Here is a 25,805-nt window from a genome sequence, read left to right as displayed (position 1 = left end):
AGACTTTTTCTCACCATAAAATCAATTAAAAACTAATTACTATTCACTATTTTTAATTATAAAACTATAAAATGCGCCATGTCTGCTTATTTATTTCCCTCTTAATTTATGTAAGATAAAAAAGCAATTTCCCTACTTTAAGCGCATTTCATAATTTACTCACTATTTAATCATAAATCGTCCAGTATAGGTTCGTTGTTGATCGTCTGTAATTCTATAGACATACATCCCCGTAACCAGTTGTGGTGCACTATACGAGATAGCTTGGTTACTTGAATGGGGCTGTATATCCTTTTGATCTACTACTCTCCCCAACATATCATATACTTCTATTTTTATGTTGCTCGCCATTAGTGGTAATTGTATTGTTGTACTACTTGTAAAAGGGTTTGGATAATTCCTTAAGGTTGTACTTTCTGTTTCAAAGGCATCTACTGCCAATACAGATTCATTTGAAAAGCGAAGTTGCTGAAGATCCATTTCTTTCGTTTCTAAAGAACCGCTTTCTGAAATCATTGTAAATACGATGGTCACTACATCATTTAAAGATGCATTATCTAGGGGTACAACAAACTCTTGAAAATCATCTGTTAATGCTATGGTTTGTCTGTATTGATCTTCCCACGCATCTATACTCTGTCTTACAAATGTGATTTCTAAATTTCCTGTCCCTCTTGCTTCTAATGCAAAACTGCTATATTCAGATACATCTACTGCTTGGAATCGAGGCGTTAGAGCTCTATAAGCAGCAACATAGGTATTGGTACTTGCTTCTAGATGCACATTTCTTTCTACCGGAAACTGATCTGTTTCAAACACTTCTGTATTTGGGCTTACGATATACTCTTGTACTGTTGTTCCTTCTTGACTATCATCTATTCCCCATGGTCCATCAGACATAAATAAGTCATCTGGTGTAGCGATCCCATCACCGATTCTAAATCCAATATCAAATAAGTTTCCAGTCTCTATTGTAACATTTGTAATATAATCGCCTTGTAGATCAATTACATCTGTCATAGTCGTAACTTCATTAGTTTCTGTGGTTCGGATTCCAGCATCAAAGGTGATTTCTTCCGTTTGATTGGTATTAATAATTTCTAAATCTAATGCCCCATTTACATAAGCTCCTTTTCTCACAAATACCGTAGGTGGTGTTGAGTTATTATATTCAGTAATAGGCTTCTCTACGTTAAGCAGATTTAATACTTCTTCTCCTAATAGATATAGATCATCTATAGAGTTTGACCATATTTGAAAATTGTAATACGTTATATTTTCTTCATACTGATCGAGATTCCAATGACTCTCTACGGCAAATTCAGATTCATTTGATATTACTTTCGCCGAAAGGCTTAATACAAATTCTACCGTACCATCAGGGTTTTTGATCAATGATTTTATAAATGTTTGTTCATTAATATCTATGGTTGATACAGAAATCAACTCTCCTCCTAATAAACGATCACAGATATATTTTGTGTGCTCATATACCCCATTTTCTGTTTTTAAAGCTAGGATAGAAGCAATTGAAGTTTCTTCTTTTATATAATCTACGGCATATACTTCGGTTGCATTTGTGATATTGATTAAATCTTCTGGAGTAGATTCTATTACATATTCTTCTTGAATAGTTTCCAACGGGATAAAATCTTCTAATACGATAGAGGCATCTGCATTTCTTTGTCCGTAAGCAGTAGTTTTATCTACTCTTGGTGCTAGCGTTCTATTAAAACTATAATTTGTTTTAGTGCGGTTATAATTACGTTTATTGATTACATCAGAAAGCCTGTTATTACTTTCTAATCCACCATTATTGGCACTAGATGTTGGAGGCTCAATTACTTCACAATTCCCATATCCAGAACATGAAGGATCTTCACAATCAATAAGACCATCACCATCATCATCTATTCCATTATCGCATATTTCTTGTGGCACAGGAGCTGTAGGACAACGTGCACCATCATTACTGGCACTTGAAGGTCCAAAAGCAAATAAATTTGAATCTATCGCATTGGTTCCATCTAAATCTTGAACACTTTGAATCACGTAAATAGTTCCTGTTTGATTTGCAGACACATAAAAACGTCCTGAAACATCAAAATATACTGCTCCATAGGTATAATTCAAGCCAGATAGGATAGGCACTTCACCTAATGATTGTACCACTCCATTTGAAGGATCTATACGATATAAAATATTTGTATTCTTTTCTACAGTATATAAGTTTCCATCGGCAGCATTAAAAGCCCAATCGTGAATACTAATTCCTTGTGATAAGTTCTCAGTAGCCATATACTCTCCATAATTAGCAGATTCTGGATGTACATCTATTTTGTAATAGGTAGTACCTCCAGACTTGAGATAATACACACCGTCTAAGCTTACATCTCCAATGTACCTATTACCATTGGGTAATTCTGGTATATAATATGTTGTCGTGGTAAAGTTTTTTCCTATTCTTACCAATGTTTTTGATGGAGATGATAAAGAACCCCATATATAACCATCGGCACTATTGTATCCAGCTGCATTAATATTTCCTTCCGTAATATTTTCTGCTGTTACATATGAATTTCCCGATGCGAGATCAATTGCATATACATCATTGTATTGAAACAAGTAAGCGTTATAATCACAATTAAAAGGAACGTCTTGTGCTTGTATTGCAAAAGTTGCAAGTGCAAATGTTGTAAGTAATAATCTCTTCATGGCTCGGGTCTTTTTGTTTTATAGGAACAAATGTAGACCGAAGAGACCCGCTATTTTATAAAATTCGTTAAGCAATCAGCAACTATAGACGAGTGGTATTTTAGGGACGTTCAATGGTTTTAAGATATTATACGCTTTCGCGAAAGCGTATAAGACAACAGTCTCAATTAAAGAAACTTAATAGTTATTTTATTGTAAATACTGTAAAATACCCTCTGCAAAATCATTGGCAGCTTCGGGATGATTACGTATCCAAAGCTCAGGTTCTATAATTTCTAATTCACCTAAAAGAATAGTTCCATCGGTATCCCAAATAATATCTGCACGCCCATAAGCTGGCATGGGATCACAAGCTTTAAAAACCCTTTCTGCAAAAGCGATTTCGTCAGGAGTAGGTATATAATCATGTACACTCCCGCCAAAATCATCTTGTACTCTATAATCACCAGCTTTCGCTTTTTTTAGAATCGCATGTGTGTATTTCCCATTAAATACCATAAGAGACGCTTCTCCTAAACTCGTAATTGTTTCTTGAAATGGTTGTATTAACATATCACGCTCTTTTACTAGCTTTTGAAAAAGTTCTTCAAAAGAAGTTCTCTCGTTTTGCTGCACCTTATAGGTATGAAAAGCGCCACCAGCAATAGCAGGCTTGATCACTACGTCTGTCCATCCATTTTCTTCACACACACTATCTATAGAACGATACGCACCCGTATCTACATAAGCCGTAGGAACAATCGTGATTCCTTTTTTCTCTAAATCTGCTAGGTAATGCTTATCAATATTCCAATTAATTAATGATATTGGATTCATTAATTGCGTCTTATTTTTAATCTTGTTCATCCATGTAGAGAACTCCTCATATCGCTCAAAATAATCCCATATGGTTCTAAAAACAACGGTTTTTGTTTGTGACCAATCATATTCAGGATCATCCCAATAGGTACAATCTACGTTTAGTCCTCGTTTTTCTAAAGCATCTTGTAAAAGCTTTCGTTCATGTAAAATAGTAGCGATATAAGGTGTAACTTCTTTCGGTTGGAAATAAGCTTTGCAAGTAAGTAGGGTAATATCAGTCATTAGTCTTGTCAGTTCGATACAATTTTAAGCTTCACGCTATTTTGTTTTAAAATTACTCAATTACCCTATAGTATTCATATTCATTATTTACATAATATCATTACTTTATTATCCCATTTGATATTAAAACCTCCTGTCAGGGTGAAAAAGTGTCATATCCATACTAGGTGATACCTCATCAATAACTTCTTGAACTAACTTTCCTGTAGACGGGCCTAAACTCCATCCCATCATCGCATGGCCTGTCGCAATCGTTAGGTTTTTACATTTTGCACTTTTCCCGATATAAGGCATTCCGTCTGGAGATACGGGACGTAAACCAGCCGCTGCTTGATTTTTTTCTTCCTGAGAAATCTGTACTTCTGGAAAGTACTGTGCGACACCTTCTGCAATAGCTTCTACTCTCGTTGTATTAATTGTATGATTAATCCCTGCTATCTCCATAGTGCCTGCAAAACGTGTAAATCCATTCATAGGTGTAATAGCAACCTTTCGTTCTGCGAGAATGGAAGGATAGGTAATTCCGGTTGGTGTTGTGGTTTGGATACGATATCCTTTTCCTGCTTGCAATAAAAGATTCAGGTTCAGCTTTCGCGAAAGCGTACTTGTCCATGATCCCGCTGCGAGTACATACTCATCTGCTTTAAGTTGCTCTTTATCTGTTTGTACATGTAATATTTTTCCATTTTGAACCCCAATATCAATCACTTTTTCTTCTTTTCGAATCGTAACACCAGACTGGATTAAGTAGGATTTTAAATCTTCCATAAACTCATCGGGAGTCGTATGGTGGTCACATTCAAAATAGGTTGCACCTACAATATCTAATTGAGCATCAGGCATCATTTGCTGTACTTCTTGTGGTGTAACCGTACGAGCAACTAATCCTTCCTTTAATGCATAGTCTACTAAATGACTTTCTTCTTCTAGCATATGTTCTGATTGACAGAGCATAAAGAGTCCCTTTTTCTCTAACTGAAAGTCAAACCCTTCTTCTTGCTTTATTTGATTATATAAATCGCGTCCCATCACAGCAATCTCTCGCATGACTGGCACCACACGTTGTACATGTTTTGAATTACATGATTTATTAAAAGCCAAGGTCCATTTTAGTAACTCTGAATTTAATCGAGGTTTGATATATAACGGACTTTTTTTATCAAGCATCCATTTGAGTCCTTGTTTCATAACGCCAGGAGCAGCTAATGGAATCATATGACTAGGTGCTAAATACCCTGCATTTACATACGAGGCGCCGCCATCCATTTTAGATTGATCAACCACCGTTACGTGATGTCCTGATTTATGTAAGAAATAGGCACAGGATAATCCTATAATACCGCCGCCAATGATAATACAATGTTTCAATGGTTTATTATTTTAATGGGTTAATGGGTTAATGGGTTAATGGGTTAATGGGTTAATGGGTTAATGGGTTAATGGGTTAATGGGTTAATTAAATACTACAAACATTTTTTCGATAGATAATTATTTATCAGTTTTTATTTTTACTATTTTTTCTTGCCGAACCCAATACTTTTAAAATTTCTAATGCTTCATCCATTAAAGGTTTTAATTCTTGTAGTGGTGCTTTTTTGGTTTCTTCAAAAAGCTCTAACCAAAATAGTGTTTCATCAGCTTCCTCTACAGTTATAGATAGTTTTGCATAAAACTCTCTATCTGACCTTGCAATACAAGCTGCTCTATAATTTGCAGCAGTTGAAGTAGCAGATCTTATAAGTTGTTTCCCCATAACTTGGGTACTACTATCCTTTGGGAGTTTATCGTAAAATAACACAATTCTTCCTGCAAAAGTTTTTGTTCTTCTCTTAAACGCATTTATGAAAGTGGTTTTATCCATTTCTACATTATTTCACTAACTCATTATTTCATTACTTCATTATATCACCGAAAACCCAAATGCATAAGGATCATCTTCATCTATTGTAATCGTATTTTGCCCATAGATACGAGCCCATCCTTGAATACTAGGGATGATTGCTTTATGGTTGCCTATAGTCACCTCTTTTTCAACACGTCCTACAAAGGTAGAACCTATAAAACTTTCATGGATATAGGCTTCATTGACTCCTAATTTGCCTTTTGCATATAACTGAGCTAATCTTGCTGATGTTCCTGTACCACATGGACTACGGTCAATAGCTTTATCACCATAAAACACTGCATTTCTTCCTGAAGATGTTGGATCTATAGGATCTCCAGTCCAAAGTAAATGAGTCACATCACGAATGGTCTCATTTTCTGGATGAATAAAATGGTCTGGGTATTTCTCATTTATACGTTTACGAACTACTTGACTGTACTGCACAATTTGACTTGCCGTAAAATTATGCACCCCAGAAAAGTTTTTCTGCGGATCTACAATCGCATAATAATTCCCTCCATAAGCAACATCAAAAGTAATTTCTCCTAATTCAGGGCAATCCACTATTAGACCTTCTGCTGCGAGATAGGATGCAACATTCGTTAGTTTCACCCAATCTACTTTATCACCTGTTTGTTGATAGTCTATTTCTACCAATCCAGCCGGAGCTTCCATACGGACTTTACCAGGTATTTTAGGCTGTATAAGTCCCTCTTCAATAGCAATAGTCATGGTGCCGATGGTGCCATGACCACACATAGGTAGACATCCAGAAGTTTCAATGAATAATACGCCAACATCATTTTCTGCATCATGTGGAGGGTATAAGATACTTCCGCTCATCATATCATGACCGCGAGGTTCAAACATTAATCCTCTACGTATCCAATCATATTCTTTAATAAAATGCTGTCGTTTTTCGCTCATAGAATTCCCTATAAGTTCTGGGCCTCCTTCTCTCACTAACCGAACAGGGTTTCCGCAGGTATGTGCATCTATACAAGTGAATTTATGTGTCATATATAAAATACGAAATTAGAAATACGAACGACGAATCTTAGTTTCTCATGTTCATATTTTTCTTTACTCTTTTCTCTATTTTCTATTATCTTTTTTAGACTCCTTCACCCAATCCCTCACGCGTTGTTCTAAAATCTCTAAGGTTACGGTTCCTTGCTCTAAAATCACCTCGTGAAATTCTCGAATATCAAAAGCAGCTCCTAAAGCTGTTTCTGCTTCTATTCGGAGTTCGCGTATTTTAATCTCTCCAATCTTATAGGATAATGCTTGTCCTGGCCAAGAGATATAGCGATCTGTTTCTGTATTGATTTCGTGTAATGACAATGCAGTATTAGATGCCATATAGTCAACTACTTGATCGCGTGTCCACCCTTTGGCATGAATTCCTGTATCTACCACCAGTCTACAGGCACGCCACATCTCATACGTAAGCTTTCCAAAATGCTCATAAGGTGTGGTATACATACCCATCTCTTCCGCTAGAAATTCACAATAAAGTCCCCATCCTTCTCCAAAAGCAGAGAGGTACATATTTCTTCTAAATGTTGGAATACTATCTCCTAATTCATTATTAAGGCTTCCTTGTAAATGATGTCCAGGAACTGCCTCATGTACCGTTAACGATGGTAGTGTATAAAGTGGTCGGCTTGGTAAATCATACGTATTCACCCAATAATATCCAGGATCTGTACTATTTTTGCTTGTTCCAACATAGCGTCCTCCGGTATATTTAGGAGCAATGGCATCAGGAACGGGAGCCACTCCGTATGGTTTTCGCGGAAGCGTTTTAAAAAAACGAGGTAATTGTGCATCGGCACGTTTTGCCATGTCACGCGCTATCATTAAAATCTCTTTTGGTGTCTTTGCATAAAACTGCTCATCTGTACGAAGGAATTCTAGAAATTCTGCAAATGATCCTTTAAAGTTTACCTCAGCAATGATCTTTTCCATTTCAGATTTGATCCGTGCTACTTCTTTCAATCCCCTTTGATGAATTTGATCTGCTGTAAGATCAAGTGTTGTATAGTATTGAATCCTATTCTGATAATACTCCTTCCCATTGGGGGTTTCTGAAACGCCAATGGTTTTTCGTGTTTTAGGATAATATTCTTCTTCAAAAAATGTTTTGATTCGTTTAAACGAAGGAATTACCTTAGTTTCTATAACCACTTTTGCAGCATTAAGCAAAGAATCTTTCTGAGTACTTGTAAGCGAACTTGGTAAGTTCTTAAAGGGTTCATAATAGAAACTCTCTTTATAATCGGTTACAATTTGAGAATCATACGTACTCTCATACCCATTAAAAATCACCCTAGGTTGTGACACGCCCTTCTCAAGTCCTTCTCTTAATAAAGGCACATATTGATCTACCACATCAGGAAGTACATTTAGCCTATTGAGATACGATTTTGCTTGCGCATAATTGGTAATGGGACGTACCATATAATTCCAACTACTATGAAATCCCGAATCAGAAAGCAATGGATTTAAATAGCGTTCATAGGTAGTATAATCAACAGTCTCTTGTAATTTAAAGCGTAGCAATGCTAGTGAGATCGCTTCGGTTTCAGAAAGTGAGTTTTCAGAAATCGCTTCGAGTTTTTCTAATTGCGCTTTCGCGAAAGCGGACTCCGCCTCAAAATATACTTTAGAAAATAATCCCATAGGATACACTTCTGAATCATACCCTTTATGATTTTGCACTTCTTCAATAATAGTTTGAAGATTTTCTGATGGGGATTGTGCATATATTGCTAGATGGCATCCCATCATCAATAATAAACTTAGTACTTTATTCATATCCATATTTTAATCTTAAAACACCTCCCTCGATCCCTCCTTTCTAGGAGGGAAGCCCATATTTGATAATTATTTATTTTAAAAATCCAGGTAGTAATTCTTCAGGAAATCCTTGATAACTAAAAAGACGCACCCATCTTTTGATAGCTTGATTTCCTACAGCGGTAAAACGACTATCGGTAGAAGCAGGATAAGGGCCACCATGTGTCATGGCATCTACTACTGCAACCCCAGTAGGGACTCCATTAAAAATGATGCGCCCTACGCGGTTTTGCAGCCTTTCTACAAGGGGTGAAAGGTCTTTATAATCTTCCTTTTCAGCTAGAATAGTTCCTGTTAACTGTCCCTCTAGCTGACTTATAATTTGTAATAATTGGTTATCATCATCACATTGTACTACTAATGAAAATGGACCAAATACTTCTTGGTGTAACTTCGGATTCTTTAAAAAAGCATCTCCAGATACGGTACTTATTTTTGCTTGCGCATAATTTTCTTCTATTTCTCCTTGATGTACAGCAACGACTCTAGCATCAGGTTGATTTATGACAGCTTCTCCATTTTTTTCATAAGCTGTATGAATATTAGGATGTAACATACAATGGGCATCTATTGCAGCGGTTTTTTCTCCTAAGTCGTTTATAAAGATCGTTAATTCTGCGCTTTTAATCCCTAAAATAAGCCCTGGATTTGTGCAAAATTGCCCTACTCCTAATGTTATGGAGTTTGCATAAGTCTGTGCAATCTCTGATGCACGTGCCTCTAATGCCTTTTGTGTAATGATTACAGGATTGATACTTCCCATTTCTGCAAAAACAGGAATAGGTTCATCTCTTTGAGAAGCAAGATCATAGAGTGCGCGCCCACCTCGAATACTTCCTGTAAATCCAACTGCTTTTACCATGGGATGTTTTACAAGTTGTACTCCTACTTCAATACCGGCACTATTTAAATTTGAAAAAACACCTTTTGGCATTTCTGTATTTTGTGCTGCTTTTTGAATAGCACTAGCAACCAACTCTCCTGTTCCAGCATGCATTGGATGAGATTTTACAATAACTGGGCATCCTGCGGCCAATGCACTGGCAGTATCTCCTCCTGCTGTCGAATATGCTAATGGGAAATTACTTGCGCCAAAAACTACCACAGGTCCTAATGGAATTAAATACTGACGTAATTCATTTGCTTCTCCAGAAATGGTAGGGTTACGCCAATCTTCTGTTTTTACTAAATCTCCAAACATACGTAATTGCCCTAACGTACGACCTCGCTCTCCTTTGGCTCTTCCTTCTGGCAATCCTGTTTCAGACATATACGTTTCTACAAGTGTATCGCCTAATGCTTCTATCTCATCTGCAATCGCATGTAAAAAAGCACTCCTTTTGTCTCCCGATATGTTTTGATAGGCATCAAAAGCTTGAGAAGCTAAGGCTACAGCCAAGTCAATTTCTTCTGAAGTTGCTTCTACAAAAGAGGTCGGATTTGGTGTATTTAATTTTGGATTTAATGTCTGATACGTTACTACTCCATTTGCACTTAACGTATTTCCTATATAATTTTTTCCTGTGATCATTGTATGAATGATTAAATTTTTAATGAATAAATAGCTTTACACTCATTCTAAGATTATTCTTGCTTCTTGATTCTTTCTAAATGCTTTTCAATATCTACAGGTTTATGAACCTTTTTTGTAGATACTGGATACTTTTCTAGTAACGAAGCAGGTCGTATGGGTCTTTTTTCAAAACCACCTCCACAATTAGGACATACTTCTTGTAATATATTTTCAACACAATCACTACAAAAGGTACATTCAAAAGTACAGATCATAGCATTGGTTGCATCATACGGAAGTGGTGTATCACAATGCTCACAAGAAGGTCGTATTTCTAACATCTGTGTGGTTTTATAAGTTCTTATAATCAGGTAAGGTAGGTCTACTTTCTAGTCCTTTTTTAATCACTTCTAGTACATGTGCTCTTTCTTCTCCTGACAATGGTAATCTTGGAGCTCTTACATGTTCTGTACCGATTCCTGTGTGAACCTCTGCTAATTTTATATTCTGTACTAATTTCGGATTTATATCTAACTCTAGCAAGGGTAAAAACCAACGATATATAGCAATAGCTTCTTGAATACGTCCTGCTTTTTGCAATTCATAGATAGCTACCGTTTCTGCTGGGAATGCATCTACGAGTCCTGCTATCCAACCATCGGCTCCCATAAGGAGGGATTCTAATGCTAAAGTATCTACACCGGTCATTATTTTTAATCGGTCGCCAAATGCATTTTTAATACGCGTTACATTCGAAATATCTCTGGTAGATTCTTTAACAGCTTCTATGTTATCACACGCTAATAATTGATCAAACATATCTAATGTCACTTCTATTTTATAATCTACCGGATTATTGTACACCATAATAGGTAATGATGTGCTTTCAGCAACGGCTTTAAAATATGCAACTACTTCGGCATCTCCTGCTTTATAACGCATAGGTGGCAACATCATTAACCCCGTAGCGCCATCTCTTTCTGCAGTATGTGCTGCAGCAATGGCTCCTTTTGTAGTTTGTTCTGCAATATTAATAAGTACAGGCACCTTCCCATCTACCAATTTTACAGTTTCCTGAGTTAAGGTGCTTTTTTCTGCATCACTCAAAGTACTGGCTTCTCCTAAGGTACCTCCTAATACAATTCCATGTACGCCTGCTTCTAATTGTGCATTAATGTTTACAGCAAACATATCAAGATCTAAGGTATCCTGTTCTGTAAATTTTGTGGTGACGGCTGGCATCACTCCTTTCCATTGAATTGACATATGTAAATTTCTAAAGTTATACGGTATTGTCTTATACTATCAAAAAAGACTTCCAAATTTGAGGTTAAAAATACTATAGATTACTGCTATCGATAATGTGTCAATTATCCAATACTATGTCAATATTATCCATTTTTATTAATTAATTACTCATTTTGAAACAATAAAGTATCTTTGAAGCATGAAAGTATTGCCTTTTAAAATACCGAAACCTAGTAATACGGCTATTATTTTTCAGATAGATGCTGGAGAATTTTATGGGCAATTACACCAACATCAAGAGCTTCAGATTAGTCATATCTTACAAGGGAATGGTACTTTACTCATTGCAGACACTATACATCATTTTCAGAAAGGGGATGTTTTTGTAATTGGCGGGCAACAACCCCATGTTTTTAGAAGTGAAGCTACAGATGCATTAATGCATACGGTTTTCTTTAATCCGACATCCTTTGGTGATTCGTTTCTAGATTTGGATGAAGGAAAAGGGGTTCAGGAATTTTACGCTTTCGCGAAAGCGGGATTCAAAACAACAGCAACGCAAGAACTCGTTACTATATTTGATGCCATAGCACAACAAGAAGGCTTGTCTCGATTAGCTCACTTTTTGTTACTGATACAATTACTCACTAAAAGTGCCTACACGCCTCTCTCTACTTTTGTATATCCCAAAAACATATCTGAAGCTGATGGAAAAAAGTTACATCGTATTTTTGAATACTCCTTACAGCATTTTTCAAATCCTATACAGTTAGAAGATATTGCTCATATAGCCGCAATGAGCACCAATGGGTTTTGTAAATATTTTAAAAAGCGAACGAACAAAACGTATTTTCAATTCTTAACTGAAATACGAATTACCAAAGCATGTACACTATTAAAAGAAAATCCAGAATTATCTATTGCAGCGATTGCTGAGCTTTCAGGATTTCAAACCTTATCGCATTTTAATAGAAAATTTAAATATCACAAAAAAGTAAGTCCTTCTATATATAGAGTTTCCTATCCATAAAAAAGACTCAAATACATCCTATTTTGAAAGTTGCATAACTTGCACATTCAATAAAACTATCAATAATTAGACAACTATAAGTTTTTCTTATACCATTATAAGTCTAAAAATGAGTGTTTTGTGTAAGACCCATTACATTTTTTTTCTACCAATTCTTACCAGTATTACCTTAATTATATTTTTTAACATTTTCTTTCTGAAACATGTCAAAAAATTAAAAAGTGCAGTATAACAAGCACTTACATCTTTTTTAAAGCTAAAAAAGCGTAGGTATCAACCATATGAAAAACTTCCTTTTTATTACAATTCTTGAAATATGAAAGAAAGTATGACTTATTCGGAAAGTCTAAACCGATGTATTAAAAATAAAGCGCTCATTATTTTCAAACAAACCTAATACAGAAAAAAAATAAACAGAAAAAAATTAATTAAACACAAAATCATGAAAAAGATTATATACACACTAATGGTAGCTGGAGCCGTATTTATTACGAGCTGTAGTTCTGACGATAACAACTCAACTCCTGGAGGTGAAAACCCTCCAGCAGATGCGCCAACAGCCGCAAGTTTATTATTAAACAGTATTGCAGCAGATGGAGGAACTCCTTTTGACGTAGACAATCCTGCACTGAGTTTTACAGAAGCACAAAACGTATTTTTACCAAGTATTTTAGGAATAGATTTCCGTGTAGATAGAAATGTAGTACCCGCAGGTCCTACAGCAAGATTCCCAATGTTTCAAGGATGGGAAACACTTCCTAGTGGAGAACGTAGAGAAGGATATTATGTGATTACAGAAGCTTCTGACGAAGATTTTGCAAGAGAACTTGGAATTATTTATGCGCCTAGAATGGCAGAAGCAATTGGTTCTGGTGGAGAGCAAAATTCTGAATGGACAGAAGATGGAAGACTTATTTTTGAAGGGTCTGTAGATTTTTCTCCTACAAGAAGTTTAACACCTGGAGCAGCATCTGCAGATGGAGCTTTGGTGGGATTCCCTCCTGCTGAAGTAAATCCTGGAGCAATTGCCGATGCAAACTGGTCTTCATATGTAGTATTACCAGATAGTAATATTGTGATCAATGCACAATTAGTAGCGAACAGTACAGGAATACACGATAGAATTCCAAATCCAAATGGAAATAGTCAAGCTGATGAAGATGATTTAAACAATCCAAACTTAGCGATAGATCAAGCATCTGTAGTAATGCAACTTTTAGATGGATGGCATGATGGTCAACCATACTACTTCCACATTGTAACAGATACATCAGATCCAGGACCGGCAACGATTGAGTTAGGAGTGTATGCGCCTAAATTAAATAACTTACCTGCTTTTGGTTTATTTCCAGGAGGGTCTATGTTACCTTTTAGCCCAACAGCAAATGGAATCACACCAGATGCTAATAACCCACAAGGATTTCAAGGTTTAAATACTGCTTCTATAAGTGATCGTCAAGTAAATGATCCTACAAATACCTTTCCAATTGACCCAAGTGATACACGTTATGCACCAATGTGGGATGCACATATCACTGAGTTTACAGTACCAGCAGAAGAGCGCGTAATATTAACAAGTTTTGATCAGATTAATGATCTTTTAGAAGACGGTACCTTAATTCCTTTTAGAGGAAATTCAAATCCTGGTCCATTGGCAAACTCTTTATCCAACTTATTGACAGCAACAGGAGCGATTATAAACTGTCCAGTAATTACACAACCAGATGCAAGTGTAATTGGAACTCAAATTGGAGCACCAAGAAACGAATAATATATCAAGGTATTATTCATTAAAAAGAGTAATTTTTGATTTTAGGGGGCTGTCCGAAAGGGCAGCCTTCTTTTGTTATAACCAAATGATTAATTCCCTAAAATACGCTCCCAAAGTTTGCCAAAAACGGCATCGGTATTTTCCATATTAGGGCGATCTTCAGTAGCGGTAATCACTCCTTCTTTTTCTTCTAATACATACCGAAATACAAACTGAGGACGCGCTGGATCAATAGAGATTAAGCCAAAACGCAAATCATTATAGATCCATTGTCCGTTTTCTTGTTCTAGAATATACCATCCTTCAGATATATTGATAAGACGTTGCACCTCATCTCTGGACGCTAGTTCTTTAGATGCTTCTCGTTTTTTGGGATAGGCTGTAAAGGAAACAGGTTTTGAATCAAAAAAGGAATAATCCCCTATCAAATAGTGATCTCCCGCATCTACATTGGCATTCCACAAAATGGTGTTCATCGGTGCTGGACGTGTGGATACTTTTGAATAGGCAATTTGTTGTTCTTCTAATGCCTCTGTAATTTGTGTGTGTGCTGCCCATTTTAAAAATAATGTCACGACCAGATAACCTGTACTCAAATATATACCAAGGTTATTTATACGCTTTCGCGAAAGCGTACCCTTCTTCATAAACGCTGCTATGATAAGGCATATAAGAAATGGGAGGGTATATAATGGGTCTATCACAAAAATATTATTGAACGCAAGACGCCAATCAAAAGGCCAGAATAATTGTGTTCCCCAAGTGGTAAATGCATCTAATAAAGGATGTGTAAATAATCCCCAGAAAAAGAGTTTTGCCCAGCCTTGCCAGCCCACATCATCTCGTTTTTTAATTTGATGAACGAGCCAACCTAATATGGGTGCCATTATAACTGAAAAGAGAATAGAATGACTAAATCCTCGATGCATTTCGGTGGCAGTGATGGTATCTGTAAGAAAGCGTGCCGCAACATCTAGATCAGGAATAGTGCCTGCAATGGCTCCCCAAAGCATAGCCCTTTTTCCTACTTTCTTTCCTAATACCGCTTCTCCAACGGCTGCTCCTAAAACGACTTGTGTTAAACTATCCAATCTGTTTTTTTAATTATGATTAATCATTCTTTTCTTTTTTCATTGCCAAAAAAGAAACAAAAAGTCTAGGCTGGCGAAACTTTGTCTAAATTTATCGTTCTATTCCTAAATTTCAGAAACTCGCTATGCTCAAACAGTCTGAAATTTTACAGAATCTTCACTTCAAATTTTACGACAACTTTTCGAATGCCGAATTTCTATTTAAATTTAAAAACATCACTCTTGCTTTTAAATGATGGCAATAGTCAAGCTAAGGTATATTCATTCGTTCAAAAATATTTTATTTTCTTTTTTCATTTCCGACTATAGATTCCCGCTTTGGTTAAAACTAAAATAAGATTCCCGTCTTCGCGGGAATGAAAATGAAGTTTTACACATGCTGATCAATGAGAATAGCATTTCCATCTGGGTCCATCAATACGATACTGGCAGGTCCAGTGGTGGTTTCTTCTGCTTCACGCTCTAAGGCAATTCCTTTTTCTTTAAGATGTTTTTGAATGGTTCGTACGTCATCAAAATTATTTAGTGGATTTGCACTTTCATCCCATCCTGGATTAAATGTCAGAATATTGTTTTCAAACATGCCTTCAAAAAGCCCGATAAGTGCATTGCCGTTTTTCATAATAAGGTATTTACGTTCTATATCTCCTGCAAATACTTCAAATCCTAAATGCTCATAAAAGGCTTTGGATTTATGAATGTCTTTCACACTCAAACTACTAGAAAAGGCTCCTAATTTCATATGAATTGGTTTTAGATTGTTGTTTAACCCGTATTATACAATAGAAAATCTATTCTGTCTTGAAACTGCTGCAAAATATATCGCTGCACTACATTTTTAAGTTTAACCATAGCCATGCTATGCTAAAACTAAGAAAATGCTATATTTTATTGCAGTTTCAATCCTCATGACGAAGTTCTATTGCATAATCCAGGTTTAAAAGTAATGAATTGTTTTAAAAGTTTAAGGGCTGGTAATTTCGATACACTTTCGCAGAAAAAGCGAAAGCACTCCATCACCTTCTATCTCGTTTTTAGATATTACTAAAGCTAAGTGAGTGAGTGATTTTACATCAGCATAATGTACTGATGTAAAATTGTATTTCTATAGTCTGATCGAGCGCAGTCGAGATCTTTTTCATAAAAATAGTGAAGATTATAATGATCTCTCGACTGCGCTCGAGGTGACATCGAGTCGTTTTTAACGGCTACTAACGCTTTGATTATTGAATTAAAGTACTTAAAAATGTGACTGTTATGATTTTTATAGTATTTTGGGTGATAATATACACTAGTTAGCATACATTAAAACCAAATGAATAAAAAAGATTTACCATTAATACAATTACAGTCATTGAACAGATTAAATGTTCAACTATCAAAATTGGGAGTTGATAATGATGGCCTAATAATAAAAACGTACAACGAAAAAAAATTAATTCGATTTGACGATAATGATAGTTCAAGTAATTTTAAGTTTGAATTAGTCAAACTAGAATTTCCAGGCAATACACCCATTTTCAATATTGATGTATCTCCTTCTTCCCAAAACAGTAACAGTAGCCTAGTAAAGCGATTAAATGAAAAACAAGTAATTGGCGAATTTCAACAATGGATAAGTTGGTTAAAAGTTTTTGATAAAAGCCACTTGACTCCTGAAGAGGAATTCTTGAAAAATTATCAAGAAGAATTTTATTCTGAATTTGAAATAATTGATGAGGACGCAAACACTTCAACATTTTCAACAGAGCAACAGATTTTAATCGACAAATACTTGAATTATATGGAGGTTAAATTACTTCCTGAATCAAAACAAAATGAAGAAATCAATGAAATTGTTGAGGATATCAAGTTATTAAGAGGAGAATTAGGAAAAACCACAAAGAAAAAAATAGTCACAGAATTCAGTAAAATATTTGCAAGACTTAGAAAGTCAAGCATTAAATTATTAGGTGAATTCTATGAAGCTGGAAAGAAAGAATTATTTAAAAGACTCATCAGCGGCGGACTTGATGAACTAACTGGATTGATGTAAAACGCACGCTAACAACGTATATAGCACATTGCCAAAATTTGGCTAACTTTAAAATCTCCCCAACAAATAAAACTCAGTCTCGACTGAATAATATGAGCTAAACAATATGGCAACGTGCCATATACAATACCGTTACCTAACATTTGAAACAAACATTCATCATAGCATTAATATTTAGTCTGATTTCTTTTAGTTCTTGTAAAAAAGAAAAAAATCAATTGGACAAAAAACTTGACGAACAAACTGAAATTGACACATTAAACAAATTTTATTTCGATTGTAAAGAACAAATCATAAATGGAATTGAATATGAGGCATGTATAAAACGCCCCGGAATATTCACTATTAAAAACTCAAATGGAAAAGTTATTTATAGTCATGAAGACAATCCTTTTAACTTTGAATTTTCTGATTTTAATGGAGATGGTTATTCTGATATCTTAATGAATTATGTTTCAAATACACCTGGAATCCAAGAATTACTTTTATTTAATATTCAAACCGATAAATTTGAGTTCGTGGAATCTTTCAATAGTTACCCAAACTCGAAAAGAATAAACAAATCACACTTTTATTATTCCTATCACGGGAGTGGATGTGCAGATAATGATTGGGGAAGTGAATTATATAAATTAACGGAAACGAATATAACCTTGTTAGGAAAAATAGAAGGATTAGGTTGTTTAGAAAATGACATAAACGGAATTTATATCTACAAAGTAAATAAAAACGACGAAAAATTATTAAAATACATAAAAAGAGAACAAGGGTATTGGAAAGGCAAATATGATTTTATAGCGGAATATTGGACTAAAAATCATAAAATGTTTGAATAAAAAATGTTGCGTAACAAAGTGTAAAAATAATTGCTTGTTATCGCTTACTTACTAAACCATGCAACTACTCATAACCGAGGTTGTTGTTGTAATATTGAGACAAACGATAAGAATATGGCATCAAGTTTTATTGAATTCAAAGATTATGGTTTTTGGGCAAAAGATGGTTTTGTAGAAGCAATGCAAAACTGTCTTATTAATGAAATTGAAGTAACTGAATTTGATTCTAGTTCTTGGATAATTAAATATAAAGAAGAGCTCGCATTACAGTCATTACCTTTAATTTATGGGGGAATGTCAATGAGTTTAGATGAATTTTTGATTGACAAAGAACGAAAAGAACTAATAGTTAAACTTATCAATAAAATAATTAAAAAAATAAGTTCAAGTGAAAATTATATTTCTAATGGGAATTTTAGAGAAATGCGAAGAAATGCTTTACAAATTTTACTTAAGAATGGAAACGCATTTAAAGATGAATCTGAAATTAATGAGGAAGTAAAAAATTCAAGATGGAGAGGTGATGATAATTGTGTAAGCCAATATAAAGATAGATATATTAATGCATTCCTGTTACTGAAAAAGTTGATTAATGAAAAGTTAAAAACCGATGTGTCTTCTGTAGAAAGTTATTGGGAATATAAAAACTTGTAACCATCAGATTTATAATAATAACGTTACTCAACAAAGTGCATAATTCATTACTAGGACTCGCCTACTTTTAAGAATCCTCACGCTTTTTATAAAGAAGCACTATTCAATTTCCTAAACCGAAAAACATTTTAACACGATGTAGTATATTTTTTGAATTCAATTTTCTTTCTAACTGCCATTTTCTATTTTGCGCTATGATTTCTGGCTTCAGGTTTTCTGGGGTTCCTTTATTAAATTTTTGATCAAATTGTTTTTCGATTTCAGTCATTCGATGTGTAGCGCATTGTAACTCTCCCTCTACCCAATTATCCCAACCAAATAAAATCTCTTCTCCATTTTTCTCAAGTATCACTAAATCAAAATCAATTCCAACATCAAAATTATCATACCTGTAAGTGACTTTCCATCCTTCTTTGATATGATATTGAATCAGCTGATTCCAAAGCTCCGTTTTTATATATATGGCGGTTTCCATGTACTTGATTCATTTCATTTAGAAATCATTCTTTAATCCACAATCTCCATTTTCTTTAATAAGAAACTTGCGTTCATATTTTGACAAATCCCTTCTTTAAAGGTATAGTCAAAATAGAGTTCGTCATCTTCGATACGGGCATCAAAATAATAGTTTTTGACTTGCGATAAATCTTGAGCCGCTTCACATAAACTCAGATCATGTGTTGCGATAATCCCTGTAGATTTTGAGTTGACGAGTTTATCTACAAACTTACGAGACCCTTTGGCTTTATCGGTGCTATTGGTTCCTTTTAGGATTTCATCTAAGATGATAAAGTAGCGATCATTTTTAATCTCATCTACGATAAACTTAAGACGTTTGAGTTCGCTAAAAAAGTAACTCTCATCATCCGTTAAGCTATCGGTAGTACGCATACTTGTAATGAGTTTTATAGGCGTATAGGCTGTTTTTTGAGCACATACCGGTAGTCCCATATTTCCCATCACGATTTGTAAAGCTACCGTACGCAAGAAGGTACTTTTTCCAGCCATATTTGCGCCTGTGATAATAAAGAACTGTTCTGTATCTATGGTAATATCATTCAGAATTGCTTTGTTTGGATCTAATAGAGGGTGTGCTGTTTGCGTTGCTTGTAAGGTTACGGGGGTATCTGTAATTTCAGGATATTTATGCGTAGGATGATTAAAATCATAATTTCCTAAACTATTATAGGCATCAAAAAAAGTAATGATTTCAAACCAAATAGCAACATCGTCTTTATGGGTGTTGATCCATGCTTCTATTTGAGTAACAATGGATAGATCTCTTAGAAACAATCCATTTGCAATAATCCCCACTAAGATATTATTACGCTGATCTAATGCATCTAAATGCTTAGAAAATCGTTGGAGTATTGCAGAAGACTTTTGAGTAGTATTGATGATCCTTTCTCTCTTTTCTTTGAGCAGATCACTCTCAAAGGTTTGTTCTTCTATTTTGGCAAGTAGTTTATAATATTGATCAAAAGTACTCTGAATTTGACCTGTATGTGCCGAAAGGGTATTGATCTTTTTGACAAACCTTCCTATAATCGCAAGTCCCAATAAAAACCATCCTATCACAATACCTCCATGTATAAAGCCTAGAAAATATATTGCTAATAGCGCCAATGTAATACTAGAGAAAATGATAGCGCCTAACTTTCCTTTTTTGGGCACAAATGGGGAATATTCTTTTAACCATTCTGTGACAGCAGTTGCTGGAACTTCTGTTTTTACTAGGGACGCAATAGCAGAAAACTCTTGTCTCCATTCTGGAAGTGAACTCAGTTCTTGAATGGCTGCTTGTTTTTTAGGAATGTCTGTAATCTCATTTGCTTTCGTAATTGCCGCAAGTACATTGGCACCGCTTTCTAATGCAGTTCTATTGAGGTATTGGAAAAAAGACCCTCTCCCGAATAGGTCAATATCTTGGCTATAAAAATGCTCCGGATCGTGGTATTTTTCGCCGGAAGGCAAGTCATAAAAATCACGATCTAATACCTTTAATTCTGTTTCATTAATAGCAATCAACGCTTTTAAGAGGTCTCGCTTATAGGCAAGTTGCCCATGACGAACAACTAAGAAAATAAATATAGAAAGTTCTGCCATCAAGACTGCCGCCATAACTTTCCAATTTCCAAAAGTGATATAAGCACTTCCTATAATTGCTAGAAACAACAGGACGCGTATTGTACTAGAAACATTCAGTTTCCCTTTAATACTACTAAGAGAACTGAGATGTATTGATTTTTGATGTATATAAAATTGAGATGGGTGATTCATTAAAAAGTATGGGCGTTTTTTTACTGTAAAAAGGTCTAAATCTTGTCAAACTGAACTCGTTTCAGTTTCTCATTAGACGGATAACGAATGTACAATGAGGTTCTGAAATAAATTCTGAATGACGTGCTAAATTACTTTTAAATATCTTATTCTAAATTTTCTAATTCTGCGCGCAATTTTTTGGTCATTTTACTCACGACAAGGTCGTAGGAGTGATCAATAAGCTCTGTAATTAATTTTGGAGGCAAATCTTGAAGTATGAGTGTATTCCAATGTAATTTATTCATATGAAAAGCTCCTGTAATACTTCCGTCGTATTGCTCTCGTAATTCAGCAGAACGTTCAGGATCACATTTTAAATTGATGGCCGAAGGTATCCGTTCTAATCCACTTAAAACAAACATTTTTCCCATTACTTTAAAAACGAGGGTCACCTCATCAAAAGGAAACTCTTCTGTGACTCCTTTTTTTGCCATACAATAATTCCGTACGTCTTCTATATGCATGAATTCTATTTTTTTATTTTATATCCAATTACTGGAGCGTCATCTACATAAATCACTAATGATTGCGCTTTTGTTCTAGTAGCAATCATACATTGTAATGTATTATTATCTATCGTAAAATCAGTCGTTACTTTTTCAAAACCATCTAAAGAGTAGCTTACTTTTTTTCCTGTGATTCCTTCTAAAGAAAAGATAATACCTTTGGATAATGATTTAGCTTTTATTGTTCCTTCTAAAGGACTTATCTGATTTATCGAAAGTCGTTTATCTATCACTAAGGGCTGTTTACTAAAAGCTTCTTTAGATAAGCTAACATCGATATAGGCATCATCAAAAACTTCTGGATAATGGCTCTTTATAAATTGTGACGCAGGCGTATCAAAATAATCATAGGAAGGTGATTTTATAAACGTTCCGTTGTATCTACCTGCTCCCCAAGTAGGGTCCAGTAACATTGGTTTTTCATCAATAATGGCGATCATCCACATATGATTTTTATCAAAAGGACGTCCTATATCTGAAGGTTGTGTTTTGGTATCTCCTCGTACCACATACGCTTGAATTCCTAATAATTCACAAAGACGTTCTAATGTCAATGCATATCCTTCACACACGGCTACTCCTTGTTGTAGGGTTCTTTCAATAATACCTTCTCGCGTTTCTGCCATTTTCTCATTGCGTTCTTCTAGAATACGGTATTGAAATTTATAGGTATAATATTCCTGAGGATCGTAGGCAACATTATTGATAAGCCATGAATACCCAGCAAGCAATTGCTCTTTAGGGTTGGTAAAATCGTTTTTGATTTGAGTGGCTAGTGCCTGATCTGTCGCAAAATGCTCTGGATAAAAAGCCACCGTTGCATCTACCTTGGCATACTCCTGACCTATCACTAGTGTACTCCATAGGAGTGTCACGACTAATGCTGCACGAGCTTGTATTTTATGCTGAAATAATATGCGCATGTTCTAACTCTTTAGGGGTTGGTTTTTCAAACCAAGTTTCCATAAATTCTACATCGGTTTCTGATACTTCAAACTGAAAAGTTTCTCCTTTTTCTTGGTTACGTTTCATCACCCGTTGTTTTCGGATTTCTAACGGAATATCTAAAAAATGTAATTGGATGGGGATGTTATACGCTTTCGCGAAAGCGTAAAAACGATCTCTCCGCTCTTTTTTGGCAAATCCAAGGTCTAGAATAGCGGGGGTTCCTGCAGTAGCCATTTGTGCCACTATAGATTGAATCATGATATCAGACCGTTCTATACGTTCTAAAAACCAATCGACGCCATCTTCTGGGGTTTTATCATCCAAAAAAAGTGTTTTATTCCAGTGGTCTATAGAAAAAATAACCCCTTGCTCTTTGTCTCTTAACGAAAGTGCATAGGTGGTTTTACCAGCTCCTGTATTTCCGAGAATCATATGTATCACTAGGGATTGAGTTTTGGAGGTTCTTCTGGAGTTGTAATTTTTAAGGCGTCATAATCTAATTGCCACCCTATAGTTTCTACTAATTTTTGAATAAGAATAATCGTATCTAGTGCCTGTTGAGAAGCCTGTTTATAGAGTCCGCTATTTGGGATTTTATCTACAATATGTTGTTTGGCTTCTTTATTAATTTCGGTGAGATCTGTGCTTGTAAGCGGATTTGCCCAGCCTTCTTTTTTATCATAAAACTTAAAATCGGTTTCTATAGAAAGTAATTCTGGTGAAGGAAAATCGTACAGACGAATCGTTTTTGTTTCTTCATCTGCTTCCATGCGAACTTTCGTAAGGTCAAAACCTATATGCGCTTTGGCATCTATTAGCACTAATGCTTTCTTGGTGCCTAATAGCTTTTGAATCCACTTTTCGCGCAAGCTTTCATAGTGGTAAATTTCAGCAAAATCTCCTTCTACCGTAATGAATTTACATACAGAACGGATACGTTCCATAAGCACCATAGATTGCGAATGCACTTTTGCTTTATTACCTCGTTTAGCAAAGCGTCCATATAAAAAATAGGCTACAATAGCGCCTAAAGCAAGTCCTAAAAATAAAAACTCCATGTTGTAAAGATACTATAAAGACCGCTTTGCTGATAGATTATAGATGATAGATCGCTGCGCTCATAGATTTGTATTATTTCAAATATATCGAAGTTTTAATTTACAAATCTCCGAGGTGTGTGAATTTAAAGCCTTTTTCATACTTTAAACCATAGCCTAGTATTCTGTCAAAAGCAGCATGTGCAAATAGGATAGCGCCTACAAGCATAAGGATATTATTTTGAAGATATATTCCTGTCAAATATATAGCTATGGCAACTCCTTTATGATGAAACAAGTTATATAAAAAAGCACCTGTTTTATTTCCAAATGCATACCCAATCATCCCGATATCTGGGGCAAGTAGTAATACTAAAAACCACCACCATGCAAATGGAAGTACACTAAAAAAGTAAATGCCGAGTCCAAATTGTGCCAGTTCTTCTAGTTTTAAAGTTGTTTTCATAAAAGAAAGTTTAGTATTTCCTCAACTAACATAAAAAAATATTCTGAATGCTACATAAGGTAATTAATTAAAGCTTTAGCATTATTACTTATTAACCAATTACATAACAGACACTTAAGAAAAATCGACAATTGAATTTATAATAAATTACGTAAATTTATTATTTAATTTTAAAACAATATAAATGAAGTAATTATTTAACTAATCATTATTTCAAGGATATTTAAGCTTCCCACCCCTTATATTTTATCGTAGATATATCTGTGCATATTGATATCGTCGTAATCAACACATATATACCTAAAACATGACTATTAAATTGTATTGTCATGAATATGGTTTGTTTGCTCATTGATCTCATGACTTTGCTCAATTTAACTATGTAAAACAAGATTGTATAAACATCTTTGAACACTTTATTAATATTTTAAACTAATATCAATGAAAAGAACTATTACATTATGTAAAGCTCTCCTTTTTATTTGGGGAACCACTTTTGCTCAAATTGACAGTAATCTCTGCGATAGAAGAGTAGAAAAAATTGCTGATAAGCTATCATCAGTCATAGAGATAGAACAAGAAACTCTGAATTCTATTGAGTTAAACATTTCATCATGTTTGACTGATACTCCAAATTCTCTTTATTTGAGAGGACTAATAGAAATGCTCCAAAATGTAGAAGTGGATTACTCAAAAGCTTTTGATTTGTTTGAGCAAGCTAGTGGTTTAGGACATCCAAAAGCTACTACCTATTTAGCATACTTCTACAAAAATGGTTGGAGTGTAGATCAAGATTTTGATATAGCGCAAACGTATCTTGAATTAGCTGTGGAAATGGAAGATCCAACGGCAATATATGCTTTAGGATATTTTTATTTCAAAGGATTGACCGAGAATAATCAGAATTACCAAAACGCAATAAATCTCTTTGCACAAAGTAATAATCCAATGGCTCAACATTGGCTAGCAATACATCATTTATTTGGATTGGGTTGTGACCAAGATGTAACATCTGGAATTGATCTACTCTCTTCAAATGATGTGAGTAACAGTCAAATTCTTTTAGAGAAATTAAATTCAGAGGGTTATGAACTAGAAGGTTTGAAGGAATTAAGGTTCTCAGTTAATACCAATGAACCCTTAAATAACACAAATGAAATTTTGGATACAGAACTTTATGGAGGCTTATATGAATTGGAATGGTCTGGTCAGAAAGTAATCTCTGAGCACGCTATACAAATTTATCTTGATTCTGAAAATAATAGTTTAACATTAACAGAAGACGACTTAAGCTTATCGAGTTCATTTCAAATTACTGGAAATAAAATAATTCCTAATGATCTAGATCTGTCGTTCCCTGCGCTTATTCAAGATAACTTATTATGTGAGAATTATACTTATAAAGTTAAAGAAATTGAATTTTTCAACGATTTAGAACAAAACCAATTTATTGCAAAAATCCATACATGGATTTCTGAATTAAATGAACCTGGATTACCTGTCTTTTGTAATTTTATGAGTCAAGAGTTATTAGAGAGTAAAATCCAATCTTCTATTAGTTTACATCCGAATAGTTTTCAAACTTCTTTTGAGACTACATTTACATTGGAAAAACCCTCTGTAGTAGGGTTAGAGGTTTATGACTTAAACGGAATAAAAAAACTAGAAATTCCTAGTTCAAATTTTTCTACTGGCGATGGAGCTATTCACGTGAACGCTCCCCAACTACAAACAGGAGTCTACTTATCAGTACTCATTGTAGATGGATCAACTTTCAGTAATCAAATCATTAAAACTAACTAG

General features: G+C 34.8%; 24 protein-coding genes. 6 read left to right on the top strand and 18 right to left on the bottom strand.

Translation table 11 applies throughout. The features are described 5' to 3' along the window. Positions 1–162 precede the first annotated feature (162 nt). The 9 genes from CHB80_RS12725 to CHB80_RS12685 all read right to left on the bottom strand — a co-directional run bounded on the left by CHB80_RS12725 (position 163) and on the right by CHB80_RS12685 (position 11,324). Positions 163–2,715 carry a T9SS type A sorting domain-containing protein gene (locus CHB80_RS12725; protein ID WP_089371871.1) on the bottom strand — a complete coding sequence of 851 codons (2,553 nt, stop codon included), beginning with the start codon at positions 2,713–2,715 and terminating at the stop codon, positions 163–165. A gap of 189 nt (positions 2,716–2,904) precedes the next feature. Then, positions 2,905–3,798, bottom strand: coding sequence for an ATP-grasp domain-containing protein (locus tag CHB80_RS12720; protein WP_089371870.1), 894 nt, complete (start codon positions 3,796–3,798; stop codon positions 2,905–2,907). A 123-nt stretch (positions 3,799–3,921) separates the two neighbouring features. Next, entirely contained in the window at positions 3,922–5,166 is a 1,245-nt protein-coding gene (locus CHB80_RS12715; protein WP_089371869.1) for an NAD(P)/FAD-dependent oxidoreductase, read from the bottom strand. 127 nt (positions 5,167–5,293) lie between these two features. After that, positions 5,294–5,659 carry a four helix bundle protein gene (locus CHB80_RS12710; protein ID WP_089371868.1) on the bottom strand — a complete coding sequence of 122 codons (366 nt, stop codon included), beginning with the start codon at positions 5,657–5,659 and terminating at the stop codon, positions 5,294–5,296. A gap of 39 nt (positions 5,660–5,698) precedes the next feature. Next, positions 5,699–6,703 (bottom strand): 4-hydroxyproline epimerase, encoded by a 1,005-nt coding sequence (locus tag CHB80_RS12705; RefSeq protein ID WP_089371867.1) that lies wholly within the window; start codon positions 6,701–6,703, stop codon positions 5,699–5,701. Positions 6,704–6,778: 75 nt separating this feature from the next. Continuing rightward, positions 6,779–8,509 carry a DUF885 domain-containing protein gene (locus CHB80_RS12700; protein WP_089371866.1) on the bottom strand — a complete coding sequence of 577 codons (1,731 nt, stop codon included), beginning with the start codon at positions 8,507–8,509 and terminating at the stop codon, positions 6,779–6,781. A 67-nt stretch (positions 8,510–8,576) separates the two neighbouring features. Further along, a complete protein-coding gene (locus CHB80_RS12695) occupies positions 8,577–10,076 on the bottom strand; it encodes an aldehyde dehydrogenase (NADP(+)) (RefSeq protein ID WP_089371865.1) in 1,500 nt (499 codons plus the stop codon). A gap of 53 nt (positions 10,077–10,129) precedes the next feature. Next, complete coding sequence (locus CHB80_RS12690) at positions 10,130–10,399, bottom strand: DUF1272 domain-containing protein (RefSeq protein ID WP_089371864.1); 270 nt, start codon at positions 10,397–10,399, stop codon at positions 10,130–10,132. Between the two features lie 10 nt (positions 10,400–10,409). Continuing rightward, entirely contained in the window at positions 10,410–11,324 is a 915-nt protein-coding gene (locus CHB80_RS12685; protein WP_089371863.1) for a dihydrodipicolinate synthase family protein, read from the bottom strand. 181 nt (positions 11,325–11,505) lie between these two features. Here CHB80_RS12685 and CHB80_RS12680 point away from each other — a divergent pair, with 181 nt between their 5' ends. Together CHB80_RS12680 and CHB80_RS12675 are read left to right on the top strand one after the other, a co-directional pair. Further along, positions 11,506–12,336 (top strand): AraC family transcriptional regulator, encoded by an 831-nt coding sequence (locus CHB80_RS12680; RefSeq protein WP_089371862.1) that lies wholly within the window; start codon positions 11,506–11,508, stop codon positions 12,334–12,336. 442 nt (positions 12,337–12,778) lie between these two features. Beyond that, positions 12,779–14,107, top strand: a complete 1,329-nt coding sequence (locus tag CHB80_RS12675) for a DUF7482 domain-containing protein (protein WP_089371861.1) — start codon at positions 12,779–12,781, stop codon at positions 14,105–14,107. Between the two features lie 89 nt (positions 14,108–14,196). Here the strand turns inward: CHB80_RS12675 and CHB80_RS12670 are convergent, their stop codons facing one another. Together CHB80_RS12670 and CHB80_RS12665 are read right to left on the bottom strand one after the other, a co-directional pair. Continuing rightward, positions 14,197–15,198 carry a metal-dependent hydrolase gene (locus CHB80_RS12670; RefSeq protein WP_089371860.1) on the bottom strand — a complete coding sequence of 334 codons (1,002 nt, stop codon included), beginning with the start codon at positions 15,196–15,198 and terminating at the stop codon, positions 14,197–14,199. Between the two features lie 370 nt (positions 15,199–15,568). Beyond that, positions 15,569–15,940, bottom strand: a complete 372-nt coding sequence (locus tag CHB80_RS12665; protein ID WP_089371859.1) for a VOC family protein — start codon at positions 15,938–15,940, stop codon at positions 15,569–15,571. A gap of 573 nt (positions 15,941–16,513) precedes the next feature. Here CHB80_RS12665 and CHB80_RS12660 point away from each other — a divergent pair. The 3 genes from CHB80_RS12660 (at position 16,514) to CHB80_RS12650 (ending at position 18,723) form a co-directional block, all read left to right on the top strand. After that, on the top strand, positions 16,514–17,233 hold the full coding sequence (locus tag CHB80_RS12660; protein ID WP_089371858.1) for a hypothetical protein: 720 nt from the start codon (positions 16,514–16,516) through the stop codon (positions 17,231–17,233). A 143-nt stretch (positions 17,234–17,376) separates the two neighbouring features. After that, on the top strand, positions 17,377–18,069 hold the full coding sequence (locus tag CHB80_RS12655; RefSeq protein ID WP_089371857.1) for a hypothetical protein: 693 nt from the start codon (positions 17,377–17,379) through the stop codon (positions 18,067–18,069). A 114-nt stretch (positions 18,070–18,183) separates the two neighbouring features. Next, positions 18,184–18,723 (top strand): hypothetical protein, encoded by a 540-nt coding sequence (locus CHB80_RS12650; protein ID WP_089371856.1) that lies wholly within the window; start codon positions 18,184–18,186, stop codon positions 18,721–18,723. Between the two features lie 103 nt (positions 18,724–18,826). Here the strand turns inward: CHB80_RS12650 and CHB80_RS12645 are convergent, their stop codons facing one another. The 7 genes from CHB80_RS12645 to CHB80_RS12615 all read right to left on the bottom strand — a co-directional run bounded on the left by CHB80_RS12645 (position 18,827) and on the right by CHB80_RS12615 (position 24,002). Beyond that, positions 18,827–19,198 (bottom strand): hypothetical protein, encoded by a 372-nt coding sequence (locus tag CHB80_RS12645; RefSeq protein ID WP_089371855.1) that lies wholly within the window; start codon positions 19,196–19,198, stop codon positions 18,827–18,829. Between the two features lie 32 nt (positions 19,199–19,230). Continuing rightward, positions 19,231–21,003, bottom strand: a complete 1,773-nt coding sequence (locus tag CHB80_RS12640) for a MutS-related protein (protein ID WP_089371854.1) — start codon at positions 21,001–21,003, stop codon at positions 19,231–19,233. 146 nt (positions 21,004–21,149) lie between these two features. After that, entirely contained in the window at positions 21,150–21,509 is a 360-nt protein-coding gene (locus CHB80_RS12635; RefSeq protein ID WP_089371853.1) for an MmcQ/YjbR family DNA-binding protein, read from the bottom strand. 5 nt (positions 21,510–21,514) lie between these two features. After that, on the bottom strand, positions 21,515–22,474 hold the full coding sequence (locus tag CHB80_RS12630; RefSeq protein WP_089371852.1) for a transglutaminase domain-containing protein: 960 nt from the start codon (positions 22,472–22,474) through the stop codon (positions 21,515–21,517). Further along, positions 22,452–22,931: an AAA family ATPase gene (locus CHB80_RS12625; protein ID WP_308489927.1), complete on the bottom strand. Its 480-nt coding sequence runs from the start codon at positions 22,929–22,931 to the stop codon at positions 22,452–22,454. The genes CHB80_RS12630 and CHB80_RS12625 overlap by 23 nt, the downstream gene beginning before the upstream one ends. 8 nt (positions 22,932–22,939) lie before the next feature. Beyond that, positions 22,940–23,557 (bottom strand): DUF4230 domain-containing protein, encoded by a 618-nt coding sequence (locus CHB80_RS12620; RefSeq protein WP_089371850.1) that lies wholly within the window; start codon positions 23,555–23,557, stop codon positions 22,940–22,942. Between the two features lie 100 nt (positions 23,558–23,657). Then, positions 23,658–24,002: a DUF4260 domain-containing protein gene (locus CHB80_RS12615; RefSeq protein ID WP_089371849.1), complete on the bottom strand. Its 345-nt coding sequence runs from the start codon at positions 24,000–24,002 to the stop codon at positions 23,658–23,660. Between the two features lie 645 nt (positions 24,003–24,647). On the opposite strand from CHB80_RS12615, the gene CHB80_RS12610 reads away from it, so the two are divergent. Then, positions 24,648–25,805 (top strand): tetratricopeptide repeat protein, encoded by a 1,158-nt coding sequence (locus CHB80_RS12610; protein WP_179218152.1) that lies wholly within the window; start codon positions 24,648–24,650, stop codon positions 25,803–25,805.

Origin of the sequence: Dokdonia pacifica (assembly GCF_900188275.1) — a bacterium.
Taxonomy (GTDB): Bacteria; Bacteroidota; Bacteroidia; order Flavobacteriales; family Flavobacteriaceae; genus Dokdonia; species Dokdonia pacifica.
Note: the sequence above shows the minus strand (reverse complement) of the source record. Positions and strands in the feature narration are given on the sequence as shown.

Bases quoted from the DNA above. Each gene is read 5' to 3' on its own strand.
- CHB80_RS12725 (WP_089371871.1), bottom strand. From the start codon at position 2,715: ATGAAGAGATTATTACTTACAACATTTGCACTTGCAACTTTTGCAATA.
- CHB80_RS12720 (WP_089371870.1), bottom strand. From the start codon at position 3,798: ATGACTGATATTACCCTACTTACTTGCAAAGCTTATTTCCAACCGAAA.
- CHB80_RS12710 (WP_089371868.1), bottom strand. From the start codon at position 5,659: ATGGATAAAACCACTTTCATAAATGCGTTTAAGAGAAGAACAAAAACT.
- CHB80_RS12705 (WP_089371867.1), bottom strand. From the start codon at position 6,703: ATGACACATAAATTCACTTGTATAGATGCACATACCTGCGGAAACCCT.
- CHB80_RS12700 (WP_089371866.1), bottom strand. From the start codon at position 8,509: ATGGATATGAATAAAGTACTAAGTTTATTATTGATGATGGGATGCCAT.
- CHB80_RS12695 (WP_089371865.1), bottom strand. From the start codon at position 10,076: ATGATCACAGGAAAAAATTATATAGGAAATACGTTAAGTGCAAATGGA.
- CHB80_RS12690 (WP_089371864.1), bottom strand. From the start codon at position 10,399: ATGTTAGAAATACGACCTTCTTGTGAGCATTGTGATACACCACTTCCG.
- CHB80_RS12685 (WP_089371863.1), bottom strand. From the start codon at position 11,324: ATGTCAATTCAATGGAAAGGAGTGATGCCAGCCGTCACCACAAAATTT.
- CHB80_RS12680 (WP_089371862.1), top strand. From the start codon at position 11,506: ATGAAAGTATTGCCTTTTAAAATACCGAAACCTAGTAATACGGCTATT.
- CHB80_RS12675 (WP_089371861.1), top strand. From the start codon at position 12,779: ATGAAAAAGATTATATACACACTAATGGTAGCTGGAGCCGTATTTATT.
- CHB80_RS12665 (WP_089371859.1), bottom strand. From the start codon at position 15,940: ATGAAATTAGGAGCCTTTTCTAGTAGTTTGAGTGTGAAAGACATTCAT.
- CHB80_RS12660 (WP_089371858.1), top strand. From the start codon at position 16,514: ATGAATAAAAAAGATTTACCATTAATACAATTACAGTCATTGAACAGA.
- CHB80_RS12650 (WP_089371856.1), top strand. From the start codon at position 18,184: ATGGCATCAAGTTTTATTGAATTCAAAGATTATGGTTTTTGGGCAAAA.
- CHB80_RS12645 (WP_089371855.1), bottom strand. From the start codon at position 19,198: ATGGAAACCGCCATATATATAAAAACGGAGCTTTGGAATCAGCTGATT.
- CHB80_RS12640 (WP_089371854.1), bottom strand. From the start codon at position 21,003: ATGAATCACCCATCTCAATTTTATATACATCAAAAATCAATACATCTC.
- CHB80_RS12635 (WP_089371853.1), bottom strand. From the start codon at position 21,509: ATGCATATAGAAGACGTACGGAATTATTGTATGGCAAAAAAAGGAGTC.
- CHB80_RS12630 (WP_089371852.1), bottom strand. From the start codon at position 22,474: ATGCGCATATTATTTCAGCATAAAATACAAGCTCGTGCAGCATTAGTC.
- CHB80_RS12625 (WP_308489927.1), bottom strand. From the start codon at position 22,931: ATGATTCTCGGAAATACAGGAGCTGGTAAAACCACCTATGCACTTTCG.
- CHB80_RS12620 (WP_089371850.1), bottom strand. From the start codon at position 23,557: ATGGAGTTTTTATTTTTAGGACTTGCTTTAGGCGCTATTGTAGCCTAT.
- CHB80_RS12615 (WP_089371849.1), bottom strand. From the start codon at position 24,002: ATGAAAACAACTTTAAAACTAGAAGAACTGGCACAATTTGGACTCGGC.